At 59.2% G+C, this 21,066-nt stretch carries 22 protein-coding genes; 4 read left to right on the top strand and 18 right to left on the bottom strand.

Going from position 1 to position 21,066, the window contains the following annotated elements; genetic code table 11:
- Positions 1 to 3: 3 nt before the first annotated feature.
- Positions 4 to 414, bottom strand: a complete 411-nt coding sequence (locus J1G18_RS07925; protein ID WP_210557486.1) for a type II toxin-antitoxin system VapC family toxin — start codon at positions 412 to 414, stop codon at positions 4 to 6.
- Entirely contained in the window at positions 414 to 668 is a 255-nt protein-coding gene (locus J1G18_RS07920; protein ID WP_047599120.1) for a type II toxin-antitoxin system Phd/YefM family antitoxin, read from the bottom strand. The genes J1G18_RS07925 and J1G18_RS07920 overlap by 1 nt, the downstream gene beginning before the upstream one ends.
- A 626-nt stretch (positions 669 to 1,294) precedes the next feature.
- Here J1G18_RS07920 and J1G18_RS07915 point away from each other — a divergent pair.
- On the top strand, positions 1,295 to 2,299 hold the full coding sequence (locus J1G18_RS07915; protein ID WP_223007395.1) for a metallophosphoesterase family protein: 1,005 nt from the start codon (positions 1,295 to 1,297) through the stop codon (positions 2,297 to 2,299).
- Between the two features lie 55 nt (positions 2,300 to 2,354).
- Here J1G18_RS07915 and ccoP (J1G18_RS07910) read toward each other — a convergent pair whose 3' ends face one another.
- From ccoP (J1G18_RS07910) to ccoN (J1G18_RS07875), 8 genes are all read right to left on the bottom strand, one after another.
- A complete protein-coding gene (gene ccoP / locus J1G18_RS07910; protein WP_003223372.1) occupies positions 2,355 to 3,338 on the bottom strand; it encodes a cytochrome-c oxidase, cbb3-type subunit III in 984 nt (327 codons plus the stop codon).
- Positions 3,335 to 3,520, bottom strand: coding sequence for a CcoQ/FixQ family Cbb3-type cytochrome c oxidase assembly chaperone (locus J1G18_RS07905; protein WP_003175465.1), 186 nt, complete (start codon positions 3,518 to 3,520; stop codon positions 3,335 to 3,337). Before J1G18_RS07905 ends, ccoP (J1G18_RS07910) begins: the two co-directional genes overlap by 4 nt.
- Before the next feature lie 6 nt (positions 3,521 to 3,526).
- Complete coding sequence (gene ccoO, locus J1G18_RS07900) at positions 3,527 to 4,135, bottom strand: cytochrome-c oxidase, cbb3-type subunit II (protein WP_003223378.1); 609 nt, start codon at positions 4,133 to 4,135, stop codon at positions 3,527 to 3,529.
- Positions 4,135 to 5,577 carry a cytochrome-c oxidase, cbb3-type subunit I gene (gene ccoN / locus J1G18_RS07895; RefSeq protein ID WP_223007394.1) on the bottom strand — a complete coding sequence of 481 codons (1,443 nt, stop codon included), beginning with the start codon at positions 5,575 to 5,577 and terminating at the stop codon, positions 4,135 to 4,137. Before ccoN (J1G18_RS07895) ends, ccoO (J1G18_RS07900) begins: the two co-directional genes overlap by 1 nt.
- A gap of 482 nt (positions 5,578 to 6,059) precedes the next feature.
- On the bottom strand, positions 6,060 to 7,013 hold the full coding sequence (gene ccoP / locus J1G18_RS07890) for a cytochrome-c oxidase, cbb3-type subunit III (protein ID WP_223007393.1): 954 nt from the start codon (positions 7,011 to 7,013) through the stop codon (positions 6,060 to 6,062).
- Positions 7,010 to 7,207, bottom strand: coding sequence for a cbb3-type cytochrome oxidase subunit 3 (locus J1G18_RS07885; RefSeq protein ID WP_098968495.1), 198 nt, complete (start codon positions 7,205 to 7,207; stop codon positions 7,010 to 7,012). Before J1G18_RS07885 ends, ccoP (J1G18_RS07890) begins: the two co-directional genes overlap by 4 nt.
- A 5-nt stretch (positions 7,208 to 7,212) precedes the next feature.
- Complete coding sequence (ccoO, locus tag J1G18_RS07880; RefSeq protein WP_003223389.1) at positions 7,213 to 7,821, bottom strand: cytochrome-c oxidase, cbb3-type subunit II; 609 nt, start codon at positions 7,819 to 7,821, stop codon at positions 7,213 to 7,215.
- A 10-nt stretch (positions 7,822 to 7,831) separates the two neighbouring features.
- Complete coding sequence (ccoN, locus tag J1G18_RS07875; protein WP_047293096.1) at positions 7,832 to 9,256, bottom strand: cytochrome-c oxidase, cbb3-type subunit I; 1,425 nt, start codon at positions 9,254 to 9,256, stop codon at positions 7,832 to 7,834.
- 95 nt (positions 9,257 to 9,351) lie between these two features.
- Here ccoN (J1G18_RS07875) and J1G18_RS07870 point away from each other — a divergent pair, with 95 nt between their 5' ends.
- The gene (locus tag J1G18_RS07870) at positions 9,352 to 10,032 is read left to right on the top strand and encodes an alpha/beta family hydrolase (RefSeq protein ID WP_223007392.1); all 681 of its coding nucleotides are present in this window, start codon (positions 9,352 to 9,354) and stop codon (positions 10,030 to 10,032) included.
- 747 nt (positions 10,033 to 10,779) lie between these two features.
- Here the strand turns inward: J1G18_RS07870 and J1G18_RS07865 are convergent.
- The gene (locus J1G18_RS07865; RefSeq protein ID WP_098967989.1) at positions 10,780 to 11,247 is read right to left on the bottom strand and encodes a hypothetical protein; all 468 of its coding nucleotides are present in this window, start codon (positions 11,245 to 11,247) and stop codon (positions 10,780 to 10,782) included.
- A 222-nt stretch (positions 11,248 to 11,469) separates the two neighbouring features.
- On the opposite strand from J1G18_RS07865, the gene J1G18_RS28385 reads away from it, so the two are divergent.
- Positions 11,470 to 11,772: a DUF6124 family protein gene (locus J1G18_RS28385; RefSeq protein WP_410477707.1), complete on the top strand. Its 303-nt coding sequence runs from the start codon at positions 11,470 to 11,472 to the stop codon at positions 11,770 to 11,772.
- Between the two features lie 772 nt (positions 11,773 to 12,544).
- Here J1G18_RS28385 and J1G18_RS07855 read toward each other — a convergent pair.
- The 3 genes from J1G18_RS07855 to inhA form a co-directional block, all read right to left on the bottom strand.
- Positions 12,545 to 14,110, bottom strand: a complete 1,566-nt coding sequence (locus J1G18_RS07855; protein ID WP_003223402.1) for a methyl-accepting chemotaxis protein — start codon at positions 14,108 to 14,110, stop codon at positions 12,545 to 12,547.
- A 102-nt stretch (positions 14,111 to 14,212) separates the two neighbouring features.
- A complete protein-coding gene (locus J1G18_RS07850) occupies positions 14,213 to 15,004 on the bottom strand; it encodes a CPBP family intramembrane glutamic endopeptidase (RefSeq protein WP_223007391.1) in 792 nt (263 codons plus the stop codon).
- Positions 15,005 to 15,240: 236 nt separating this feature from the next.
- A complete protein-coding gene (inhA, locus tag J1G18_RS07845; RefSeq protein WP_223007390.1) occupies positions 15,241 to 15,927 on the bottom strand; it encodes an isonitrile hydratase in 687 nt (228 codons plus the stop codon).
- 89 nt (positions 15,928 to 16,016) lie between these two features.
- On the opposite strand from inhA, the gene J1G18_RS07840 reads away from it, so the two are divergent.
- Positions 16,017 to 17,048 (top strand): GlxA family transcriptional regulator, encoded by a 1,032-nt coding sequence (locus tag J1G18_RS07840; protein WP_223007389.1) that lies wholly within the window; start codon positions 16,017 to 16,019, stop codon positions 17,046 to 17,048.
- Here J1G18_RS07840 and J1G18_RS07835 read toward each other — a convergent pair.
- The 4 genes from J1G18_RS07835 to J1G18_RS07820 all read right to left on the bottom strand — a co-directional run bounded on the left by J1G18_RS07835 (position 17,011) and on the right by J1G18_RS07820 (position 21,061).
- Entirely contained in the window at positions 17,011 to 17,649 is a 639-nt protein-coding gene (locus J1G18_RS07835; protein ID WP_098967994.1) for a BRCT domain-containing protein, read from the bottom strand. The genes J1G18_RS07840 and J1G18_RS07835 overlap by 38 nt on opposite strands.
- A gap of 12 nt (positions 17,650 to 17,661) precedes the next feature.
- Positions 17,662 to 18,051, bottom strand: a complete 390-nt coding sequence (locus tag J1G18_RS07830) for a hypothetical protein (RefSeq protein ID WP_139055696.1) — start codon at positions 18,049 to 18,051, stop codon at positions 17,662 to 17,664.
- Positions 18,052 to 18,441: 390 nt separating this feature from the next.
- On the bottom strand, positions 18,442 to 20,268 hold the full coding sequence (locus J1G18_RS07825) for a glycoside hydrolase family 15 protein (protein ID WP_098967996.1): 1,827 nt from the start codon (positions 20,266 to 20,268) through the stop codon (positions 18,442 to 18,444).
- On the bottom strand, positions 20,261 to 21,061 hold the full coding sequence (locus J1G18_RS07820; protein ID WP_098967997.1) for a glucose 1-dehydrogenase: 801 nt from the start codon (positions 21,059 to 21,061) through the stop codon (positions 20,261 to 20,263). The genes J1G18_RS07825 and J1G18_RS07820 overlap by 8 nt, the downstream gene beginning before the upstream one ends.
- Between the last annotated feature and the right edge of the window lie 5 nt (positions 21,062 to 21,066).

The raw sequence follows: 21,066 nt of genomic DNA, 5'->3' as shown, positions 1-21,066 counted from the left end.
CGCTCATTGTTCCCATGGATTGATCAGGGCGACACCGCTCGACTGGAAATCGCCGACGTTACGAGTGACGACGGTGAGCCCGTGCACCAGGGCAGTGGCAGCTATCAATGCATCGCTTTCATTGGCCTGGTCGGGTACATGCAGGCTGGCACAACGCAGTGCCACCGCGGCATCGACCGGCAGGATTCGGGCTTCGAATGCCGGAATGACGTGACGCGTCAGCCAACTGCGCAACAGCTTTCCTTGAGCAGGATCACGCCGTTCCATTCGCAGTACTCCGGTTTCCAGTTCTTTCAAAGTAATGGCGGAAATGTACAGGCGCGGGGCGATGACGCCTTTGGCCCAACTGACCACATTGGCATCGGCCTGCGGCTTGCGAAGTTCGGAAATCACATTGGTGTCGAGTAAATACATCAGGACAGATCCACGGGACGATGAATGATGACTGCGCGCTCGGTTTCGAAATCGATGTCGGCAGCCTCCGGCATGACCAACAAATCGACAATGCTCGTGTTTGCGCCGCTCAGTTTCTGATATTCCTCAATGCTCAACAGGACATGAGAGGCCTTGCCACGGTCGGTGATGATCACTGGACCCAGACGCGCAGCCTTTTTGGCGCTGCTGGTGTCCTGATTGAATTCACGGCTGGAGATGGTGGTGATTGCCATCATGGTTGACCTCTCGCAATACAGATGTAGCAACGTTACTACTTCGCCTTGGGGGCGGCAATCAAGGAAGACAGAACTCAGCCGTCCGTTGGTCGGTCCGTGGCTGGCATAGTCGAGCCAGCCTCGCAAAAGGCGCAGGCCGGCTCGGATTGATTCAGACGTGGCTTCAATACTCAGGGAAGTCTGCCGCCGCCCAGGCTCTCGAGACTGCCGGTATTTCTGTGGGGCTTTGTGGTGCTTCTGGAGTCGGGTTGCAACGGATTACCCAGTGTCACGGCAATCGATTCCACGGGGTGGTTCGATGGATCGATTGCCTGATCGTTGTCTGTGAGTTTCTGATCAACCGGGAGAGGGTTTTTGCTGTCATTCAACATAGCGGCTTCATCCTTGAAGTGGCTCCGATGAGGGTCAACGGGCTGTGGACGACCCTACAGAGCTTAGCGAATCGAGTCCATCAGGCATGTGTCTCAAAGTATTAATTTCGAAGGCGATTTTAATATTCCAGAAATATCATTAGTTAATTAATGGGTTTTGTTTTCTTGTTTTTTTCGAATAGCTTAGTGGCTGTTCTGCAGCGTGGTAGTTGCATGTTCATGTTTTGAAATTTAACGGAATAATGGAGTGTTATGAAAATCAAGGAAGTTAAAAAGCTTTTCGCTTGTCTGTGTCTGGTGTCCCTGACTTCTCTCGCCAGTGCCAACGAAGGTATGCCGCAGCACATGGTATTTGCATCAGACCCGCAATACCCGTGGACAGAAAAGTCGGACAGTGGCGAGGATGAATCGAGCGCGGATTTCGAAAAACGCGCGAAATGGCTGGTGGAAACCCAGTTCGCGAGCATTGCCCAGTTCCGCACCGAGATGGGCGGGCAGGCTGCCGTGCCATTGATGATCAACGGTGACATGACCGCGTTTGGCCACGGCTGGCAGCGCTCTTTCATCGGTTCGATGCTGAAGAAACACTTTGGCGATCACGTGCTCTACGGATTGGGCAATCACGACTACCAGAACAACGTGAATGACTGTTTCAGTGAAAGTTGCGCAGCGGGCAGTATTGTTGATTACCGTGATCATCATGTCGGTAAAGTCGATGAATTTGATCTGGAAGTCACCGGCAGCTTTGTGAATAAACACTATCTGGGTAGTCTGGCTTATTCAAAGAATATGGGTGAAGTGCATCTGGTGCAGTTGAACAATGAACCCACTTATGCGGTGAAGATTTCTCACGCGTTGAATCCGACCACATTCGATATCACGGCGTCGCTGGACTGGCTGGAGAATGATTTGCGAATAGCGCGAGCGCAGGGCTACGCGATCATTATCAACATGCACAAACCCTATGAATGGAAAGGCAGTTGGGATCAGCAGAAGCGCTTTCGCGACATGATTGAAAAGTATCAGGTGACGGCGATGTTCGCCGGCCACTTCCACGACGAGGGTGGTAGCCAGACCTATATGGGGAGCGTGCCGATGTTTCTCAGCGGTTCAGCTTCTCAGCAGACGTACCTGACCGCCACTTTTTCCAAGGATCGCAAGCAACTGGAGGTAAGTCTGGTCGAGGACAATCAGTGGCGCAAACGTACACCGGTGGCCACCGTGCCGGTGAAGTCGATCTGGGCCAGTGCCCCATAAAAAATCCCCCGCCAGAGCACTGGCGGGGGATTCTTCATTGCATCAAGCCCTGGCTTTACTGCGCCTCGGCTTCCGGCGCTTTTTCACCGTGGGACAGGCTGTAAACGTAAGCCGCCAGCAGGTGCACCTTGTCGTTGCCTTGCAGTTGTTCCTGGGCAGGCATCTGGCCCTGACGGCCGTAACGGATGGTCTGCTGCAGTTGCGCGAAGCTCGAACCGTAGATGAACGCGGCGGGGTGAGTCAGGTTAGGCGCGCCCATCGCTGGGGTGCCTTTGCCTTCCGGACCGTGGCAGGCCACGCAGTTGGCGGCAAAGAGTTTCTGGCCGTTGGCCGGGTCAGCCTTGGTGCCTTCCGGCAGTTTGCGGCCATCGAGCTGGGTCACCACGAAGGCTGCGACATCGGCTACGCCTTGTTCGCCAATGACTTCGGCCCAGGCCGGCATCACCGCGTGTCGACCGCCCATGATGGTGGTCTTGATGGTTTCCGGCTCGCCGCCCCAGCGCCAGTCGGCGTCGGTCAGGTTCGGAAAGCCATAGGCGCCCTTGGCGTCGGAACCGTGGCATACCGAACAGTTGGAGGCGAACAGACGGCCGCCCATCTTCAGTGCTTGCGGATCCTTGGCCACTTCCTCGATCGGCATCGCCGCGAACTTGGCGAAGATCGGACCGAACTTGGCGTCCGAGCGGGCCATTTCCTTTTCCCACTCATGCACGCCGGTCCAGCCGGTCTTGCCGTTGGCGAACGCGGTCTGCTTGTCGTTATCGAGGTAGTTGTAGCCCGGCAGCAGGCCTTTCCAGTTGCCCAGGCCCGGGTACAGCACCAGATAACCCAAGGCGAACACGATGGTGCCCACGAACAGCATGAACCACCATTTCGGCAGTGGGTTGTCGTACTCCTCGATCCCGTCGAAGGAGTGGCCGACCGTTTCGTCCGTCTGTTCGCTGCGCTGGCCCTTGCGGGTCGACAGCAGCAGCCAGGTCAGGGCGAAGATCGTACCGAGACTGAGGACTGTGACGTACAGACTCCAGAATGTAGTCATTCTTTGTTACTCCTAGAAGCTTGCTCGACGTGCTTGATGGCTTCGGGATCATCCGCAAAAGGCAGCAAGGTTGCGTCTTCAAACTCCGACTTGCGCTTGGGGCTGAACACCCACAACGCCAAACCGATGAAGGCCACCATCACGACAACGGTGCCCAGGCCTCGAATCATCCCGATATCCATTAAGAATCACCGTTTGCTTTTGATGATGGTGCCCAGGCCCTGAAGGTAGGCCACCAGCGCGTCCATTTCGGTTTTGCCCTTCACGGCATCTTTTGCACCGGCAATGTCTTCGTCGGTGTAAGGGACGCCGAGCGTGCGCAACACTTCCATTTTCTTGGCCGTGTCTTTGCCGTCGAGCTTGTTTTCCACGAGGAACGGGTAAGCCGGCATTTTCGACTCAGGCACCACGTTGCGCGGGTTGTACAGGTGCGCACGGTGCCAGTCATCGGAGTAACGACCGCCGACACGAGCCAGATCCGGGCCGGTACGCTTGGAACCCCACAGGAATGGATGGTCCCAGACGCTTTCACCGGCGACCGAGTAGTGGCCGTAGCGTTCGGTTTCAGCGCGGAACGGACGGATCATCTGCGAGTGGCAGCCGACACAACCGTTGGCGATGTAGACGTCGCGGCCTTCCAGTTCCAGCGCCGAACGCGGCTTCATGCCTTCGACCGGCTTGTTGGTGACGTCCTGGAAGAACAGCGGAACAATCTGGGTCAGGCCGCCAATGCTGACGGCGATGACCATGAAGAAGGCCAGCAGGCCAATATTCTTCTCGACAGCTTCATGCTTCATCAGTGAGCTCCAACGACAGCGATCTGGGCAGCGGCTTCGGCTTCAGCCGGGTTCGAGGCGCGCACGGTGCGCCAGACGTTGTAAGCCATCAACAACATGCCGCTGGCGAAGAATGCACCGCCCAGGGCACGGACGATGTAGCCCGGGTGGCTGGCCTGCAGCGCTTCGACGAACGAGTAGGTGAGGGTGCCGTCATCGTTGATTGCACGCCACATCAGACCCTGAGTGATGCCGTTGACCCACATCGAAGCGATGTACAGCACGGTACCGATGGTCGCGAGCCAGAAGTGCGCGTTGATCAGGCCGACGCTGTGCATCTGCGCACGACCGAACAGTTTCGGGATCATGTGGTAGATCGCGCCGATCGAAATCATTGCCACCCAACCCAAAGCGCCGGCGTGGACGTGGCCGATGGTCCAGTCGGTGTAGTGCGAGAGCGAGTTGACGGTCTTGATCGCCATCATCGGACCTTCGAAGGTCGACATGCCGTAGAACGCCAGCGACACCACGAGGAAGCGCAGGATCGGGTCGGTGCGCAGCTTATGCCAGGCGCCCGACAGGGTCATCATGCCGTTGATCATGCCGCCCCAGCTTGGCGCCAGCAGGATGATCGACATCGCCATGCCCAGCGACTGTGCCCAGTCCGGCAATGCGGTGTAGTGCAGGTGGTGCGGGCCGGCCCAGATGTACAGGGTGATCAGCGCCCAGAAGTGCACGATCGACAGGCGATACGAGTAGATCGGACGTTCGGCCTGTTTCGGCACGAAGTAGTACATCATCCCGAGGAAGCCGGTGGTCAGGAAGAAGCCCACGGCGTTGTGGCCGTACCACCACTGGATCATCGCGTCAGTCGCGCCCGAGTAGGCGGAGTAGGACTTGAAGAAACTCACCGGCAGGGAGGCGTGGTTGACGATGTGCAGCATCGCGGTCACGACGATGAACGCGCCGTAGAACCAGTTACCGACATAGATGTGTTTGGTCTTGCGCTTGGTGATGGTGCCGAAGAACACCAGCCCGTAGGAGACCCAGACAATGGCCAGCAGAATGGCGAGCGGCCATTCCAGTTCGGCGTATTCCTTGGTGGTGGTGTAGCCCAGCGGCAAGGTAATGATGGCGCCGACGATGACCGCCTGCCAGCCCCAGAAGGTGAAGGCGGCAAGGCTGTCGGAGATCAGTCGCGTCTGGCAGGTTCGCTGCACGACATAGTAGGAAGTGGCAAACAGTGCACAACCACCGAAGGCGAAAATCACCAGGTTTGTGTGCAACGGGCGCAGGCGTCCAAAGCTCGTCCACGGCAGACCGAAGTTCAACTCCGGCCAGACCAGTTGCGAGGCGATGAAGACACCGAGCCCCATGCCAAGGATCCCCCAGACCACCGTCATGATGGCGAACTGGCGGACTACCTTATAGTTATAAGCAGTCGGACTGATTGCTGTGCTCATTCTAAGGTTCCACGGTTTGGGTGTTTTATTAGGATTAAAATCGGCCGCAAGTATGCAGAGAGCAGGGGGTCATTGCAACGCGCCATGACCTGGGTCAATGCTTTCCAACGCTGATTCTGCGGCCTTTCCATACGCCGCGTAAGGTCAAAATTGGCCTCGGACAAAATGTCGCAGCGGACGAAAAAAGCGAGGGGATCAGGTCGCTTGTAACGGGGTGTGTTCAAACGCTCAGTTCGGGTGACGGACGGTAAATGGCACGACAGCCGGTATCTACCGGCGTTTGCGGCCACATCAGTCAGCCGGTTCGCAGAACACAGCAGTCAGCGTTGACCTGGAACCAGCACAAGCCAGTCCGCATCGAGCAAGCGTAGACCCGAATCCGGGGAACCGAAAGGAGAGGGTGTGACGGGGTGCGACAATGCGTCGCAAAGGGGCGGGATGCTGCCGCACCGAGAATGGTGCGGCAGAGGTGTGTGCAATGATTACTGTTTGTTGTCTTCAGTAATCAGTTTTTCTGTATTCAATCCATGGCTCAGGCTGTGCACATAAGCGGCGAGCAATTGCACTTTATCATTGCCCAACAGTTCGTTCTGTGCCGGCATGTGGCCCTGGCGACCGTGGCGGATGGTCTGCTCAAGCTGCGTCAGACTCGTGCCATAAATAAATCCGGCCGGGTGCGTCAGATTCGGCGCACCCATGGCTTCAGTGCCGTGGCCGGTTGCCCCATGACAGGCTACGCAGGTGGTGCTGAACGCTTGCTGTCCGGCCTGCAGGTCAGCCTTGCTGTCGGCTGGCAGCGGCAGGCCGGCCAGTTCGTGACGCACATATGCGGCGACGTTCTTCACACCCGTCTCGCCGAGCACTTCGCCCCAGGCCGGCATCGCCGCCATCCGCCCACCCATGATGGTGGTCTTGATGGTCTCGGCGTCGCCGCCCCAGCGCCAGTCCTTGTCGGCCAGGTTAGGGAAGCCGAAAGCGCCTTTGGCGTCGGAGCCGTGGCACACCGAGCAGTTGGAGGCGAACAACCGGCCACCCATTTTCAGCGCCTGCGGATCCTTCGCCACTTCTTCCACCGGCATGGCGGCGAATTTGGCGAAGATCGGCCCGAACTTGGCGTCAGCCTTGTTCATTTCCTTTTCCCACTCGTGGACGCCGGTCCAGCCGTCTTCGTAGCCGGGCAGAATGCCTTTCCAGTTGCCCAGGCCCGGATACAGGATCAGATAGCCCACGGAAAACACCAGCGTGCCGGCAAACAGCATGAACCACCACTGCGGCAGCGGGTTGTCGTACTCCTCGATGCCGTCGAAGCTGTGGCCCATGGTCTGGTCGACGCTGCCCTTGGTCTCGCCCCGGCGGGTGCCGATCAGCAGCCAGGTCAGGCCGATCAGGCTGCCGATGGTCAGTACGCAGATCCACGTACTCCAGAAGGTGGTCATGGCCGGGTACTCCTTGGTTCAGGTGCTTGGGTAATGTCGGGTTGCGGTTCGTCGGCAAACGGCAGCAGGCGCGCTTCGGCGAACTCCGGCGTGCGCTTGCGGTTGAACACCCAGATCGTCAGGCCGACGAAGGCCACGAACACCACGACGGTGCCGAGGCCGCGAATCAGGCCTGCACTCATTTCAATGATCATCTTGCTCACCTCTTGCTCTTGATCGCAGTGCCAAGCACTTGCAGGTAGGAGACGAGGGCGTCCATTTCGGTCTTGCCCTTGAGGCTGGCGACCGCGCCGCTGATGTCATCGTCGGTGTACGGCACGCCGAGGGTGCGCATGGTCTTGAGCTTGGTTTCGGTGTGGCTGCTGTCGACCGCTTGCGTCACCAGCCACGGGTAGGCCGGCATTTTCGACTCCGGTACCACGTTGCGCGGGTTGTACAGGTGCGCGCGGTGCCAGTCGTCCGAGTAACGCGCGCCGACCCGGGCCAGGTCTGGCCCGGTACGTTTGGAACCCCAGAGGAACGGGTGATCCCAGACGCTTTCACCGGCCACCGAGTAGTGCCCGTAGCGTTCGGTTTCGGCGCGGAACGGCCGGATCATCTGCGAGTGGCAACCGACGCAGCCTTCGCGGATATAGATGTCGCGGCCTTCCAGTTGCAGCGCGGTGTAGGGCTTCATGCCCTCCACCGGTTTGTTGGTGACGTCCTGGAAGAACAGCGGGACGATCTGGGTCAGGCCGCCGATGCTCACGGCGAACACCATCAGCAGCATCAGCAGGCCGACGTTCTTTTCAATCGTTTCGTGTTTCATGGCGGACTCCTCAGGCCATCTGCGCGGCAGCAACGACGTCAGCAGGCTGCGAGGCCCGCACGGTGCGCCAGGTGTTGTAAGCCATCAGGAACATGCCGCTGAGGAAGATCGCCCCACCCACCAGACGCACGATGAAGCCTGGGTGGCTGGCCACCAGAGTTTCGACGAAGGAGTAAGTCAGCGTGCCGTCCTCGTTGACTGCGCGCCACATCAGGCCCTGGGCGATGCCGTTGACCCACATCGAGGCGATGTACAGCACGGTGCCGATGGTCGCGAGCCAGAAGTGCGCGTTGATCAGGCCGATGCTGTGCATCTGCTCTTTGCCGAAGACTTTCGGGATCATGTGGTACAGCGCGCCGATGGAAATCATCGCCACCCAGCCGAGCGCGCCGGCGTGTACGTGGCCGATGGTCCAGTCGGTGTAGTGGGAGAGGGCGTTGACGGTCTTGATTGCCATCATCGGACCTTCGAAGGTCGACATGCCGTAGAACGCCAGTGAGACCACGAGGAAGCGCAGGATCGGGTCGCTGCGCAACTTATGCCACGCGCCCGAGAGGGTCATCATGCCGTTGATCATGCCGCCCCAGCTCGGTGCCAGCAGAATCAGCGACATCACCATGCCCAGCGACTGTGCCCAGTCCGGCAGTGCGGTGTAGTGCAGGTGGTGCGGGCCGGCCCAGATGTACAGGGTGATCAGCGCCCAGAAGTGCACGATCGACAGGCGATACGAATACACCGGACGTTCGGCCTGTTTCGGCACGAAGTAGTACATCATCCCGAGGAAACCGGCGGTGAGGAAAAAGCCCACGGCGTTGTGGCCGTACCACCATTGCACCATCGCGTCGGTCGCACCGGCGTACACCGAGTAGGACTTGGTCAGGCTCACCGGCAACTCAAGGTTGTTGACGATGTGCAGGATCGCCACGGTGATGATGAACGCGCCGAAGAACCAGTTGCCCACATAAATGTGCTTGGTCTTGCGCTGCATGATCGTGCCGAAGAACACGATGGCGTAGGCGACCCAGACGATGGTGATCAGGATGTCGATCGGCCATTCCAGCTCGGCGTATTCCTTGGAACTGGTGTAACCCAGTGGCAGGCTGATCGCTGCCAATAGAATCACAAGCTGCCAGCCCCAGAAGCAGAACGCGGCGATTTTCGGCGCGAACAATTGCGTCTGGCAGGTGCGTTGCACCGAGTAGAACGAACTGGCGAACAGCGCACAGCCACCGAAGGCGAAGATTACCGCGTTGGTGTGCAGCGGGCGCAGACGGCCGAAACTGGTCCAGGGCAAATTGAAGTTGAGTTCAGGCCAGACCAATTGGGCCGCGAGAAAAACCCCGAGCCCCATGCCGACGATGCCCCACACCACCGTCATAATGGCGAATTGGCGGACCACCTTGTAGTTGTAGGCGGTACTGATAGAAGTGTTCATGGTTCCCCATCCACGGTTCAGCCGAAGTGAGCGCGCGCAGAAAACGCCGCGAATCCTTCGCCTGGAGTTATAGGCAGACTAAAAGCGAGGCAAGCATGGACAAACAGCACAAGGCCAGTATTGACGGGGATCAATGGGCGCAGTGCGTGCGGGATCATGGGTGGCTTTGGGATGCCGCGTCGGGCGAGGCTTCGGCGACTCTGATCCTGGCGCATGGGGCGGGGGCGCCGATGGACAGTGAGTGGATGTCGGATATGGCTGGGCGCCTTGCTGCATTGGGCGTGAACGTGTTGCGGTTTGAGTTTCCTTATATGGCGCAGCGGCGGGTGGATGGCAGTAAACGCCCGCCGAATCCGGCGCCGAAACTGCTTCAGTGCTGGCGCGAAGTGTTCGCTGAAGTGCGACGTCATGTCGCTGGGACTTTGGCCATCGGTGGTAAGTCCATGGGCGGGCGGATGGCCAGTCTTTTAGCTGACGAGTTGGGCGCCGATGCGCTTGTCTGTCTTGGATATCCGTTTTATGCGGTTGGGAAACCTGAGAAACCGCGGGTTGAGCATTTGGCTTCTTTGCGGACTCGGACGTTGATTGTTCAGGGGGAGCGGGATGCTCTCGGAAATCGGGACGCTGTCGAGGCTTACGATCTATCGCCGAGTATTGAGGTGTTTTGGTTGGCCTCTGGGGATCATGATTTGAAGCCGCTCAAGGTTTCCGGGTTTACGCATGAGCAGCATTTGGCTGCCGCCGGGCAGAAGGTGGCTGCGTTTCTTCAGTGTTGACCGAGCCGAGCTGAAATTTTGAAACTTATGAAGATCGGCTCCCTTTCCCCCCTCGCCCCTTGGGGGAGAGGGCTGGGGTGAGGGGGTAGATCTTGAACGTTGCACACTTTTCGAACTGTGTGCATATCCGTTGCTGCGGTAACGGCTACTTAGGGTTCCGCCCTTACGGCGGGTCACTTTTTACAAACGCCTAAAAAGTAACCAAAAACGCTTGCTCCTACGTCTGGCCCGCTCGCTAAAGCTCGGGGTCCCTTCGCTCCAGGCTCCATCCGGGCGCAGCGCCTACGGTTTGCTTCGCTGCACCTCCTCTCGCTGTGTTTGGCTGCGCCAAACGGTCGCTGCGCTCCCACCCCCGGATCAATCCCTCCGCTCAGCCTTCCGATGTCGCCTGTGGATCAAGATCAAAAGCGGTACTCGAGCTAACGCTCATCGTGTTGAGTGGTGAGGAGCAAGAGCGGTGCGCGTTCTGCTCTTGCTTTTGTGTGGGAACCCGCCTGCTGGCGAAGGCGGCCTGACAGCCGACCATTCTCTTACTGAAGTATCCGGCCCTACTGTGGGAGCGAGCTTGCTCGCGAAAGCTGTCTGCCATACGCCATCCATTCAAACAGGCAATAAAAAACCGGAAGCTTTCGCTAACCGGTTTTTCACGATCAAAGATCGCAGCCTGCGGCAGCTCCAAGGAGTCATTCTTTCAAATTACATTGAAGGGGTACTCTTCCGGAGTTGCTGCGAGCACCCCTGCCAGATCTAGCCAGCATCCGACGGTCTCAGTCTCGTCATGGTGAAAGTCCCCTTGGGATTCAGACGATAGCGATGGCTTTTGAACACGGCCTCGAATGATCCCGTAGCGATATCCGTTTCAGCATCATATTTAACGCTGAGGATCGCCGAGTCGGCGTCCACCGAAGCCATTCCGATAAATCCCGGCGGCGCAGGGATCCAATGGCTGTGAACAAATGTCAGCCCGTTGTCGAAGTTATAGACGCCTGTGAGTGACTCATCGGATTGGTAGGGCAGAGTCATGGAGAACGAAAAATAGCTTTCATCGTCGAAATTTCCTGTTCCACCACTGATGGACCAATACCGCTCGCCCAAGAACTCGTCCTGATAGAAAGATCTGAATTTCGCTGTTTTCCGTTTACCGCCCAATCTCCATTGAAACCTGTCATCACTGACGAGTGGTTTTTTCGGGAGAAACATAACGTGAGTGGTCATTGTTAAACCTGCCTTTTCAATTAAGAGGAGGTGTTACAACCGACTGCAATTACGGTTTCTCTTGATATCCGCTCGAACAGGTGTGCGTCTACTGTCAGATCTGACAGCTAGGCAACCAGCCTTACATGTGCTGGTCAGCTAATAACGTTGCCGAGACTGCGTGAATATCCGTTGCCGCGGTAACGGCCACTTAAGGTTTCGCCCCTACGACGACTCACTTTTTTGACAAACACCTCAAAAGTAAGCAAAAAACGCTTGCTCCAACGTTCGGCCCGCTCGCTGGAGCTAGGGGTTCCTTCGCTCCGGGATCGATCCGGGAGGCAGCGCCTACGGTTTGCTTCGCTGCCCCTCCTCTCGATCGCCGAGGCTTGCGAATCGTTGTCGTCGGCCAAAGTCAAGGCTGGCAATATCGCCAACTCAATCGGTGGCCCGGAGGGCAATCCGCTGCTGGCGCTGCAACAGCCGATCATGTTGAACGAGCTGTTGGTTAATCGATTGCTGGACAAACTGCGGTTGCCTCAATAATTCCGCTGGCCGTTATGGCCTCTTCGCGAGCAAGCTCGCTCCCACATTGGTTCTGCGTACACAGGACTAAATGTGGGAGCGAGCTTGCTCGCGAATGCGGTCTGCCAGACACCACCAGTTTCAGACTGGCAACAAAAAGCCCGGACGCTTTAGCTGTCCGGGCTTACAGGTCAAAAGATCGCAGCCTTCGGCAGCTCCTACAGGTGATCGGTGTAGGAGCTGCCGAAGGCTGCGATCTTTTGATTTACTTTGTGGTGGATAGCCTGCCAGTGATCACATATTTATCGAACACTTTCTGCCCATCACGCGCGGCGTGCCGAGCATCCAGGAATGTCAGTTCATCACGAACTTACTGTTTGTGGGGGTTTCGCGTGGGGTATGTATTCATGCTGGCCGATCTGCGTGATTGAATAGCGACCGGCAAACGATAGAACTTGGCTGCACCAAGCACCATTCGGCGCATTCTGGCGCAGTTGTAGGCAGTGTCTGCGTTGCTTGAGTGAGATCGTCGTTGGCAGAGAAGGCGTCTTCGCGAGCAAGCTCGCTCCCACAGGTGATTGTCGTCGTGCGCAGAACTGTGACTCAACGCAGTGCCAATGTGGGAGCGAGCTTGCTCGCGAATGCGGTCTGCCAAGCACCATCACTTTCAGACTGGCAATAAAAAGCCCGGACGCTTTCGCTGTCCGGGCTTTTAAGATTAAAAGATCGCAGCCTGCGGCAGCTCCTACAGGTGATCGGTGTAGGAGATGCCGCAGGCTGCGATCTTTTGCTTTTAGCGGTTAAACCGCTCCACCAACGAATACTGAGTATTCGCAGTCTTGGTCAGCTCTTCACTCAGCAACGCCGAGTTATGCGCCTGTTCCGAGGTCTGGTCTGCCAACTCCGAAATGTTGCTGATGTTGCGGCTGATTTCTTCAGCCACGGCACTTTGCTCTTCGGTGGCGGCAGCGATCTGGGTGGTCATGTCGGTGATGTTGGCCACCGCTTCGCTGATGCCGACCAGTGCCTGATCCGCTTCCAGTACCCGCGCCACACCTTCTTCGGCCTGGCGATGGCCGGCTTCCATGGTTTGCACGGCGCTGGACGCGGTCTGCTGCAGCTTGGCGATCAGGGCATGGATCTGGCCGGTGGATTCGCTGGTGCGTTGCGCCAGTTGGCGGACTTCGTCAGCGACTACGGCAAAGCCACGGCCCATTTCGCCGGCACGTGCGGCTTCGATGGCGGCGTTGAGGGCGAGCAGGTTGGTCTGGTCGGCGATGCCTTTGATCACGTCGACCACGCCGCCGATTTCGTCGCTGTCCTTGGCCAGTTGGGTGACCGTCAGGCCGGTTTCACCGACCACCACCGACAGGCGCTGGATGGCTTCGCGGGTTTCCCCGGCGATGTCGCGGCCACGACCGGTCAGGCGATTGGCTTCCTGGGTGGCGTCAGCGGTGCGCTGCACGTGGCTCGCCACTTCCTGGGTGGTCGCAGCCATCTGGTTGACGGCGGTGGCGACCTGTTCGGTTTCCACGCGCTGACGTTCCAGACCGCTGGAGCTGTTGTGCGCCAGGGCGTCGGACTGTTTCGCTTGATCGGTCAGGTGCTCGGCGGTGTCCTGCAGACGGGTCAGGCAGGTTTTCAGGCGCGCTTCCTGGCTGAGGATCGACATTTCCAGACGCGCCTGCGCGCCACGGCTGTCGGTGTACATCTGCGCGATCAACGGGTCGGAAGTGGTCTGCTCGGCCAGGCGCAGCAGGCGCTTGAGCCCGCGTTGCTGCCATTGCAGGCCCATCAGGCCCAGCGGCACCGACAAGCCGGCAGCGAGGGCAAAGCCCCAGTGCGAGTTAAGGGTCGCGCCGATCACGAAGCTCAGTTGGCTGACCAGAATGAATGGCAGCCAGTCCTGCAGCACCGGCAGCCATTTGTCGCTGGAAGGGATTGCCGACTTGCCCTGGTTGATGCGTTGGTAGAGCGCTTCGGCACGGCGGATCTGTTCGGCGGTGGGTTTGATCCGCACCGACTCGTAACCGACCACCTGATTGCCGTCGAACACCGGTGTCACGTAGGCGTTCACCCAGTAGTGGTCACCGGATTTGCAGCGATTCTTGACAATGCCCATCCATGGCAAGCCTTGTTTCAGTGTGCCCCACATGTGCGAAAACACCGCAGCCGGGACGTCGGGGTGACGAACCAGGTTGTGCGGCGCACGGATCAGCTCTTCACGCGAAAACCCGCTGATTTCGACGAAAGCGTCGTTGCAGTAGGTGATCACGCCTTTAGCGTCGGTTGTGGAAATCAACCGCTGCTGAGCCGGGAAAGTCCGTTCGCGTTGTGTAATGGGCTGGTTATTACGCATGGTTTTTCAATCCGCAAGGCTTTGAAAGGTTGTCGGCGCTGTCAGGAAATTATTGAAGTTTTTTTTCAGATATAAGTACGGCGTCGCAAAACCGCGCTTGCTTCAACCGGCCAGCATCGGATAGGTGAACAGCGCAAAATGCAGCAAGTTCAGCCCGAAATGTGTGGCGATCGCCGCCGCAAGGCCACCGAAACGGTAGGCCAGACCATAGCCGACACCCGCCAGACCCGCCAGCAACACCCAGTGCCATCCTGCGCCCAGATGCGCCAGGGCAAAGATCAGCGACGCCAGCAGCAGGGCGAGGTTGTCGCCTTGCGGCAGGTACTTGAACAGGCGGCTCAAACCGCCCTGTATATAGCCGCGAAACAGCGCTTCCTCGACCAGCGTCACCAACAGCAGATTGTTCAGCAGCCACAGCCATGCCTGATCAGGCCACTTCGGCGCCCAGGCAATCATGCCGAACAACAGCGCACCGCCCAGCGCCAGGACGGCGCTCAAGGTCAGGGCGAGGACGCTGGCGTACACCGTCGGACGCAGCGAGCGTGCCGCGACAATCCACGGGCAGGCGAGCAACAGCCAGAAGCCGATCAAGGGTTTGTCCAGATTCAGGTACATCGCAAACGGCACGGCGTCGTCGGTGAAACGCAGCGGGGCGATGGCCCGGCCGTTGGCGAATCCCGGCAACCAGTGCAGCGCCAGCGACAGGGCGAGGAAGATGAACACGGCATGCCCCAACAGGCGCGCCACCGGCACCTGCTGTTGGCGCACGGCGAAACCGGTCAACAGCAATAGTCCCACGGAGATCAGCGCGAGCCAGCCGAGTTGGCCAAAGCTCAACGCCAATCCATAACCGAGGCTGAGAAGTGCCAGATAGAGCCATGGCAACGCCTTCATCGAAAGTCCTTGTGCAGAATTTTGTGGAAGGGCTTTCTACACGGGTGAGGGCGTGGGGACAAGTAAAGGTGTGGCGGGATGCGGGGACAGGCTCCCAACCTGAGGCTATCCACAAAACCCATTGTGGGAGCGGGCTTGCTCGCGAATGCGGTGTGTCAGGCGATAAAAATCTCGACGGATACACCGCATTCGCGAGCAAGCCCGCTCCCACAGTAGATCTGTGTGTGGCTGAGGAATCAGCGCAGATCGAGCTTCGCCGCCGCGCGCTCGGTGATTTCCGTGCGCAGTTTCAACGAAAGCGCCGCGCGGTGCCGAGCCTCATCGACGACAGCACTCGGCGCCGTCTGCGGGCTGCCCGATTCAAACGGCGGTGCCGGCGCATATTCCAGTTGCAGCTGAATCAACTGCGCCGCCTCAACCCCCACCAGTTCGGCGGCCAGCACCAGCGCAAAGTCGATGCCTGCGGTAATCCCGCCACCGGTAAACAGATTGCCGTCGCGCACCACCCGGTCCTGCACCGCAATCGCGCCGAGTTTCGGCAGCAGTTCGTGATAGGCCCAGTGGGTGGTCGCGCGTTTGCCTTTCAACAGTCCCGCCGCGCCCAGCACCAGCGAACCGGTGCACACCGACGTCACATACCTGGCCTGCGCCGCCTGACGCTTGATGAACCCCAGCGTCTGCTCATCTTCCATCAGCGGCCCGACCCCGGCGCCGCCGGGAATGCAGATCACATCCAGATCCGGGCAGTCGTCGAAGGTGGTGGTCGGTTTCAACAGCAGGCCGGTGCTGGCGGTGATCGGCACCAGATCTTTCCAGATCAGATGCACCTGCACGTCCGGCAGCGAGGCCAGTACGTCATAGGGACCGGTCAGGTCGAGTTGCTGCACCTGCGGAAACAACAGAAAACCGATCTGCAACGTCATGGGGTTTTTCTCCATTTGAGGGGTGGACGGCTTCACTGTAGGCGCGTAGGTTTTGGCGTATACGCCAATAACCCCACGAATTACGCCAAATGCCCAAAGTCATCCATGTACTCGCGTTTGCCAACATGCAGATTCTCGACGTCACCGGCCCTCTGCAAGTGTTCGCCTCGGCCAACGACATCGCCCGCCAACGCGGCTTGCCGGTACCGTATGCGCCGTCGGTGATTGCTCGCGAGGGCGGGGCGGTGATGTCCTCGGCGGGGCTGGCGGTGCTCGCCGAACCGTTGCCGCAAGACGCCAGCGACACGCTGATTATCGCGGGTGGTTGGGGGATCTATCCGGCATCCGAAGATGAGTCGCTGGTGGATTGGGTACGCGAGCACGCAGCGAAATGTCGACGCGTCGCCTCGGTGTGTACGGGGGCATTTCTACTGGCGGCGAGCGGCTGGCTCGACGGACGTCGCGTGGTCACCCACTGGACCCGTTGCGAACAACTGGCGCAGCAGCATCCGAAGCTGCAGGTCGAAGCCAATCCGATCTTCATCAACGACGGCCCGGTCTGGACTTCGGCAGGCGTTACCGCCGGCATCGATCTGGCAATGGCAATGGTCGAGGAAGATCTGGGCAGTGATATTGCTCTCGACGTCGCCCGGCATCTGGTGGTGTTCCTCAAACGCCCCGGCGGGCAATCGCAATTCAGCGTGACCTTGGCCCTGCAGAATCAGGGCAATCGCTTTGATGAACTGCACGCCTGGATCGCCGAAAACCTCACCTGCGACCTCGGCGTCCCGACCCTGGCCGAACAGGCCGGCATGAGCGAACGCAGTTTCGTCCGCCACTACCGCGCCGACACCGGCCAGACCCCGGCCCGCGCCATCGAACTGATCCGCGTCGAAACCGCCCGCCGTTTGCTCAGTGATACCGGGTTGCCGGTGAAACGGATTGCGGCCAACTGCGGGTTTGGCAGTGAGGAGACGTTGCGCCGCAGTTTCCTGCGGGCGATCGGGGTGACGCCGCAGGCGTACAGGGAGCGGTTTTCGGTCAGTGTTGGCGAAGCAGAGTCAGCGATGCCCTTAGGGGCAATTACCCGAACAGAACCTTCTGCCAATGATCTTCGCTGATGATCGCAATCGGCACGCCGCTGTCTCTCAGCTCAACGGCTTTCTTGATCTTGGTGCCGTAAGAGCTGTGAAGCCACTGATCATTGCCAATGCTGCCCACTACCAAATAGTGAATCTTTTTGCTGACGGAACCACCAATAAGGCCGCCGCGTTCGAGGATCTGCGACTCACATTCTTTACGTGGCCCATAGGCCATGACGCCTGTAAACAGGAAGACCCGATCAATCAGGCATAACTGCGGGGCAGGGTGGTCGAGAGGAAGGCTGGTCGGAGTGGTAAACGTTGGTGTTTGTGTTGGTGCGACTGGCAGCCCGGTGAACTGATGCAGCATTTCCAACAGCTCCGCAGACTCGTCGGCGTCTAGAACTCCATCACTGAGCATGTCGGCAAGACGTCTGTAAAGGATGTTCACAACCGGATCATCCAGGTGCGCCAAATGGGTTTCAATCCAGGTTCTGAGAAACTCGGCTTCTTGCTGGTTGATCGTGCCGTCTGCGGCAAGCCCGGCGGCGATGCCGATGAGAGCATCGACCGAGCGCCGCTCGATTCTTGCCTGGTGAAAGAACACGCTGCTCTTAAATTCCTGATGCAAATCGACCATCGTTGCTTCTCCTTAAGCCTCGGCTTCCGCCACCTGATTGAAATACTTCGTCCGATCCGGGGTAAACGTTACCCGCATCTTGGTCCGCGAACAGATCAGCGAACGTTCCTCACCCAGATCAATATCCAGATCCTCGCCCCGCAAGCCCTGCCACTGGGCGAGGTATTTCAGCGAGCCGTATTTCTCGTTTTTCTTCAGGCTGCGGCTCACGCCACCTTTCCAGCCGAGCACCGGCAGTTCGCCGGCGAGGCATTGGTGGGCAAGGTCGGGGAAGCGGGTGGCGCGCTGGCGGCCGATTTCCCAGCACTTGATCAGGCCTTTGTCGGCGGCTTCCCAGAGTTGGGTGCGGGTCAGGCCGCTGCGCAGGGGCGTGGCGATGGGGCGGTGGACGTGCTGGGTCATTCTGGTTCCTTGAATTCGGGTTTTATTGGACAGCTCCGCTGTGCCCGTTGCGGTGGATGGTAGGGGGGGATGTAACAGCTGGCAACAGGGTATTTCAGGGTGTAAGTGCAGGTTGCGGGGGAGGGATTTGCCAGGGTGTTGTTTAGAAGAAGCAGGAACAAACTACCCAAACTGTGGTGAGGGGATTTATCCCTGATCGGCTGCGCAGCAGGCGCAAAGCCAAGCAACGCGGTGCTGTTGACGAAATGCACCGGAAAAATCAGGACTGCTGCGCCGCCCGTCGGGGATAAATCCCCTCACCACAGGGGATCTGATTCTGTTTATTTCTGTGTAGGGGTTAGCCCGGCGCAGCGCGCTTATGCGGCATATTTCCTACAAACACTGGCGAAATTACGGCTGCCAAACACTCTTTTCCCCACTCAAACGCCGATCCAGAAAACTCGCCGCACTGATCAGCGCCAGATGCGTCAGCGCTTGCGGGGTGTTGCCCAGATGGCGGCCCTTGCTGTCGAACTCTTCGGCATACAGGCCCAGTGGGTTCGCGTAGCGCAGCAGTTGTTCGAACTCCAGATGCGCCTTTTCCACCTGACCGGCGCGGGCCAAGCATTCGACGTACCAGAATGAGCAGGCGGCAAAGGCGCCTTCGGTGCCGGTCAAACCGTCGATGTTGGCGTCATCGTTGCGATAGCGATAAACCATGCCGTCGCGTACCAGAGTCTTTTCGATCGCTTCAAGGGTCGACAGCCAGCGTGGATCCTTGGCGCTGACGAAGCGCACCAGCGGCATCAGCAGCATCGAACCGTCGAGCGCGGTGCCGCCCTTGTACTGGACGAAATGCCCGCGCTCCTCATCCCAGAAGTTGTCCCAGATGTCGGCATAGATCGCCTGCCGGGTCTGATCCCACTGGACGAACGGCGCCGGCAGCGAGCGTTTCGAGGCCAGGCGAATCGCCCGGTCCAAGGCCACCCAGCACATCAGTCGCGAGTGCAGGAAGTGATGCTGCTCACCGCGCATTTCCCAAATGCCGACATCGGTTGTCTGCCAGGTCTCACACACCTGATCGACCACTTCGCGCACGTGTTTCCAGCCCTGGTGGGAAATCGCGTCGCCGTACTTGTTGACCAGGTACACCGCGTCCATCAGTTCGCCAAAGATATCGAGCTGAATCTGATCGTACGCGCCATTGCCGATGCGCACCGGTTGCGCGCCGCCATGGCCGGAGAGGTGGGAGAGTTCGGTTTCCGGCAGCTCCTGGCGACCGTCGATCGCATAGAGGATGTTGAGTTTGGTCGAATTTCCCTGGCAATCGCTGACCCGACCACGCAGCCAGCCCATGTAGGCATTGGCCTCATCGACAAAACCCAGGCGCATGAACGCGTAGACCGTGAACGAGGCGTCGCGGATCCAGGTGTAGCGATAATCCCAGTTGCGCTCGCCGCCGGGAGTTTCCGGCAGGCCGAAGGTGGCGGCGGCGAGGATTGCGCCGTGCTTGCGCGAGGTCAGCAGCTTCAACGCGAGGGCCGAACGATTGACCATCTCCCGCCAACGCCCGCGGTAGTTGGACTGGCCGATCCAGTCGCGCCAGAACTTCAACGTGCGCTCCAGGCACATTTTCGCGCCGTCATCCTTGAAGCGCGGATCGTCGGCGCCACCGAGGACAAATTCGGCGTGCTGATCCTGCTTCATACTGAAGGAGGCAACGGCCGACTCGCCATCGATGTGCAACGCCTGATCCGCCACCAGCCGCAGTGATGGCTGGCCCTCCGCACTGAAAATCACCGATTGTTGATCCATCTGCGCCCGGGTGTTGGCACGTGCGTAGTCATGCCGCACCGCGCAGCGCATGTGAAACGTCGCTTCACCGCTGACCACCCGCACCCGGCGCATCAGCAGCGGCAGGTCATCGACACTGTCGCCGATCGGCAGCAGATCGGTGATTTCCACTACGGCCTGTTCGCTGAGCCAGCGCGTCTGCAAAACGTTGGTGTCGGGCAGGTAGATCTGCTCGCGCCGGGCATCGGGCAAGTCCGGGGCGAGCTGGAAAATCCCTGCCTCGGGCGTGTCGAGCAGCGAACAGAAGATCGACGGGCTGTCGAATTCCGGCCAGCAGAAAAAATCCACGCTGCCCTTGTCGTTGACCAGTGCCGCACTGCGCAGATCACCGATGATGCCGTGGGCGTCGATCGGGCTTTGTCGTTCAGGATGATGCTCAGCCATTGCCACGAAACTCCGGATAAAGACTCATGCCGCCGTCGATGAACAGGGTGGTGCCGACGATGTAGTCAGCGGCGTCGGAAGCGAGAAACACCACCGCGTTGGCGATGTCCTCGACATCGCCGATGCGACCGTAAGGGATCAGCTCCAGCAGCTTCTCACCGGCAGCGCCTTCGGTGGCGTCCTGATTGATGGCGGTGCGAATCGCCCCCGGCGCAATGCCGTTGATACGGATGCGCTGCTGGCTGACTTCCTGGGCGAGGGTCTGCATCAACTGATCGACGCCGCCCTTGGACGCCGCATAGTTGACGTGCCCGGCCCACGGAATGCGTTGATGTACCGAACTCATGTGAATGATCTTGCCGGCCGCGCGGGACACGCCTTCACGCACGCCCTGGCGATTGAAAATCCGCAGCGCGGCGCGAGCGCAGAGGAACTGGCCGGTGAGGTTGACGCCGATCACCGTGTTCCAGTCTTCGAGGGTCATGTCCACCGCCGGCGCATCCTTTTGCATGCCGGAATTGGCCACCAGAATGTCCAGCGCGCCAAAGGCCTCGAGGGTCTCGGCGAACAACCGTTCGACCTCGTCTTCCTTGGACACATCGGCGCCGATGGCCAGTGCCTGACCGCCGTCGGCGATGATTTGCTGCGCCAGTGCCTCGGCAGGTTCGGCCTGACGGTTGTAATTGATCACGACGGCTGCGCCGGCAGCGGCCAGCGCTTTTGCGGCAGCGTGGCCGATGCCGGAGCTGGCGCCGGTGACCAGTGCTACTTGGCGGGCGAGGGAAATCTGCATGCTCG

The organism is Pseudomonas sp. MIS38, assembly GCF_019891575.1.
In the GTDB taxonomy this organism is placed as follows: domain Bacteria; phylum Pseudomonadota; class Gammaproteobacteria; order Pseudomonadales; family Pseudomonadaceae; genus Aquipseudomonas; species Aquipseudomonas putida_A.
Note: the sequence above shows the minus strand (reverse complement) of the source record. Positions and strands in the feature narration are given on the sequence as shown.